At 65.5% G+C, this 2,911-nt stretch carries 4 protein-coding genes; 3 read left to right on the top strand and 1 reads right to left on the bottom strand.

What is annotated here, in order from left to right; translation table 11 throughout:
- The 3 genes from EOA60_RS26745 to EOA60_RS26735 form a co-directional block, all read left to right on the top strand.
- On the top strand, positions 1–990 hold a 990-nt coding region (locus tag EOA60_RS26745; RefSeq protein ID WP_164899555.1), incomplete at its 5' end, for a xylose isomerase.
- Between the two features lie 185 nt (positions 991–1,175).
- A complete protein-coding gene (locus EOA60_RS26740) occupies positions 1,176–1,379 on the top strand; it encodes a hypothetical protein (protein ID WP_095824431.1) in 204 nt (67 codons plus the stop codon).
- 86 nt (positions 1,380–1,465) lie between these two features.
- Complete coding sequence (locus EOA60_RS26735; RefSeq protein WP_348631109.1) at positions 1,466–2,227, top strand: TIGR01458 family HAD-type hydrolase; 762 nt, start codon at positions 1,466–1,468, stop codon at positions 2,225–2,227.
- On the opposite strand, the gene EOA60_RS26730 is transcribed toward EOA60_RS26735, so the two are convergent.
- The coding region (locus EOA60_RS26730) for a helix-turn-helix domain-containing protein (protein ID WP_128312160.1) at positions 2,208–2,911 on the bottom strand (704 nt) is incomplete at its 5' end. The genes EOA60_RS26735 and EOA60_RS26730 overlap by 20 nt on opposite strands.

Raw genomic sequence — 2,911 nt, 5'->3', positions numbered from 1 at the left:
GGCAAGGGCTTCTCCGAAAGCGCGGCGCGCCTCGACGAGATCGCCGATTATTTTTCGGCCAAAATGAACCAGACCGGCGTCAAGCTGCTCTGGGGCACGGCGAATCTTTTCTCGCATCGGCGCTTCATGGCGGGCGCCGCCACCAATCCCGATCCGGACGTGTTCGCCTATGCGGCGGCGACGGTGAAGAAATGCATCGACGTGACCAAGAAGCTGAAGGGCGAGAACTATGTGCTGTGGGGCGGGCGCGAAGGCTATGAGACGCTGCTCAACACCGACCTCGCGCGAGAGCAAGAGCAGGCCGGCCGCTTCCTCAACCTCGTCGTGGATTACAAGCACAAAATAGGTTTCGAGGGCACGATCCTGATCGAGCCGAAACCGCAGGAGCCGACCAAGTACCAGTACGACTACGATGTCGCCACCGTCTACGGCTTCCTGAAGCGGTTCGGGCTGGAGAAGGAGGTGAAGGTCAACATCGAGCAGGGCCATGCGATCCTTGCCGGCCACTCCTTCGAGCATGAGCTGGCCTTGGCCAACGCGCTCGGCATTTTCGGTTCGATCGACATGAACCGAAACGACTATCAGTCCGGCTGGGACACCGACCAGTTCCCCAACAATGTGCCGGAGATGGCTTTGGCCTATTACCAGATCCTGCAGGGTGGCGGCTTCAAGACCGGCGGCACCAATTTCGACGCCAAGCTGCGCCGCCAGTCGCTCGACCCGGAGGATCTGCTGATCGGCCATATCGGCGGCATGGACGCCTGCGCGCGCGGGCTCAAGGCGGCGGCCAGGATGATCGGAGACAAGGCGCTGTCGGGTCCGCTTAACGAACGCTATGCCGGCTGGAACACGGCCGAAGGCAAGGCGATGCTTTCCGGCAAGCGTACGCTGGAGGAGATCGCCGAACGCGTGGTGACGGAGAAGATCGAGCCGCAGCCGCGCTCCGGCCGGCAGGAGCTCCTTGAAAACATCGTCAACCGCTACGTCTGAGGCTTTCCTGCGGCGCCCGAATCGAGCGCCGCAGAGCTGAAATTGCATTCCATGCGGGGTGAACCTACACGACAAGGTTTTGCCCCGCGCTGCCTCTCAATCGCCGCGCTCTTGCCTTCAAACAGCCGTCACGAATCGCGTATATTGTCGACATGCGGCGGGAAGGAAAGAAGGAGGCGAAACGTATGCAGCACGAACGCGAAATCGACGCCCTGCTCTCTTCCGGCGAGGCTGGTTCGATCATCGATCGGCTGATGGCGCTGCCGCATCCGAAGGATGGCGCCGGCGAAGCAAATGAATGGGATCGCGCGGTCGCCGCGCGGTTGGAAACGGCGCTGGCCAAGAGCATGCGCTCGCGCATTGTGCGCGAAGGCAGCGACGCCGCCTGATTCTTCGGCCCCTGTGTCCGTGGGCGTATTTTCGGCAGTTTGACGAACGGAGACTGTTTCTCCATCCTGCACCGATGATACGCGCGGTGCTGCTCGATCTCGCGGGTGTCGTCTATGATGGCGACACCCCGATCGCAAGCGCTGTGGCTGCGGTCGAGCGTTTGCGCAAGGCCGGACTGCCGCTCCGCTTCGTCAGCAACACGACACGTTCGCCGCGCCATAAAATCATCGCGCAGCTCGCCGCAATGGGTGTCGAGGTGAGGGATGAAGAATTGCTGACGCCGGCGCGCGCTGCGCTCGAATGGCTGCGAAGGCATGACCGGCAGCCTCACCTGCTCGTCCATCCCAACCTCGAAGCCGAGTTTACCGGTTCGGAGGGCGGCAAGAGCCGCGCTGTCGTTGTCGGCGACGCCGGCGAGGCCTTCGACTATGCCGGCCTAAACCGAGCGTTCCGCGAACTGGTTGCCGGCGCCGATTTTCTCGCTTTGGCCACCAACCGCACCTTCAAGGACGCAGACGGCCAGCTCAGCCTCGACGCCGGCGCCTTCGTGGCAGCGCTCGAATTCGCCTGCGGGCGAAGCCCTGTCGTGCTCGGCAAGCCGTCGCCCGATTTCTTCCTCTCGGCGCTTGCCGGCTTGAATTGCCCGCAGACCGACGCGGTGATGGTCGGCGACGACGCGGAAAGCGATGTCGCCGGCGCGCTCAGCGCCGGGCTCGGCGCGGCGCTGCTCGTACGCACCGGCAAGTATCGCCCCGGTGACGAGACACGCTTCGACCCGGCGCCCACGGCGCTGGTCGACGACCTCAGCGCGGCGGTGGACTGGATCCTCAGCCGCGCCGCAGCCTGACCGGCGCTTCGCCGAACGCGCGGGAAAACGCCCTGGAAAACGCCGCGGCTGATGAAAAACCCGTACGCCCGGCAATGTCGGCCATGGCGATGCGCGTGTCGACCACCAGACGTCGGGCGGCGGCGAGCCGCAGCCGCAGATAGTAGGCGCCCGGCGTCTCGCCGATCGACTTGCGGAAGATGCTCTCGAGTGTGCGCGCCGTGACGCCGGCGCGCTTGGCCACGGCATCGATGGTCAGCGGCTCATCGACATGCGCTTCCATCAGTCGGATCGCCTGCGCCAGGCGCGGATCGTAGCCGTCGAGCCGGCCGAGCGAGACCAGCGGCTGGGCGTCGGTCGCCGCGCGCGTCTGATCGTAGATGAAGACGCTCGCCACATCGAGCGCGGCCGCCATGCCGAGCCGGGTGCGGACCAGATGCAGCATCAGGTCGAAGGTGGGCGAGGCACCGCCCGAGGTGAAGACCGGCCCGTCGATGACATAGCGGTCGGGGCGCACATCGACGCCCGGAAAGGCGGCGGAGAAATCCTCCATGTCTTCCCAATGCGTGGTGGCGCTGCGGCCTTCGAGCAGGCCGGCGCGCGCCACCAGCCAGGTGCCGGCCTCGACGCCGCCGCAGGCGCGGGCCGCACGCGCCGCGCGGCGCAACCCGGCAAGCAACGCCGACGTCGCATAGTTCTGCGGGC

This window comes from Mesorhizobium sp. M1A.F.Ca.IN.020.06.1.1 (assembly GCF_004023265.1).
Taxonomy (GTDB): domain Bacteria; phylum Pseudomonadota; class Alphaproteobacteria; order Rhizobiales; family Rhizobiaceae; genus Mesorhizobium.
This window is presented reverse-complemented; position numbering and strand designations above follow the sequence as displayed.

What these genes read in the sequence shown, in the direction of transcription:
- EOA60_RS26740 (WP_095824431.1), top strand. Translation starts at nt 1,176, where the DNA reads ATGCAGCACGAACGCGAAATCGACGCCCTGCTCTCTTCCGGCGAGGCT.